Origin of the sequence: Pseudomonas sp. FSL R10-2189, from assembly GCF_009600325.1 — a bacterium.
Classification (GTDB): domain Bacteria; phylum Pseudomonadota; class Gammaproteobacteria; order Pseudomonadales; family Pseudomonadaceae; genus Aquipseudomonas; species Aquipseudomonas helleri.
Map to the genome: position 1 here is coordinate 1 of NZ_WIVZ01000170.1, position 251 is coordinate 251.

The window sequence follows — 251 nt, forward strand, 5'->3', positions numbered from 1 at the left end:
CGGTAGTTCAGTCGGTTAGAATACCGGCCTGTCACGCCGGGGGTCGCGGGTTCGAGTCCCGTCCGCTGCGCCATATTTGTACAAGTCAGGTTAGCCTGGCTTGCGATTGAAAAGCACCGAAGCTTCTCGATCAACGGTTTTAAAAGTTTCAAACGGACGCAAGTCCGAGCGATACGCAGCGGTAGTTCAGTCGGTTAGAATACCGGCCTGTCACGCCGGGGGTCGCGGGTTCGAGTCCCGTCCGCTGCGCC

Annotated in this window: 1 tRNA gene; it reads left to right on the plus strand. The window is 58.6% G+C overall.

The window, feature by feature from the left end:
• The first annotated feature begins 175 nt into the window (after window positions 1-175).
• Window positions 176-249, plus strand: a tRNA-Asp gene (locus tag GHO32_RS26350).
• Window positions 250-251: the final 2 nt, after the last annotated feature.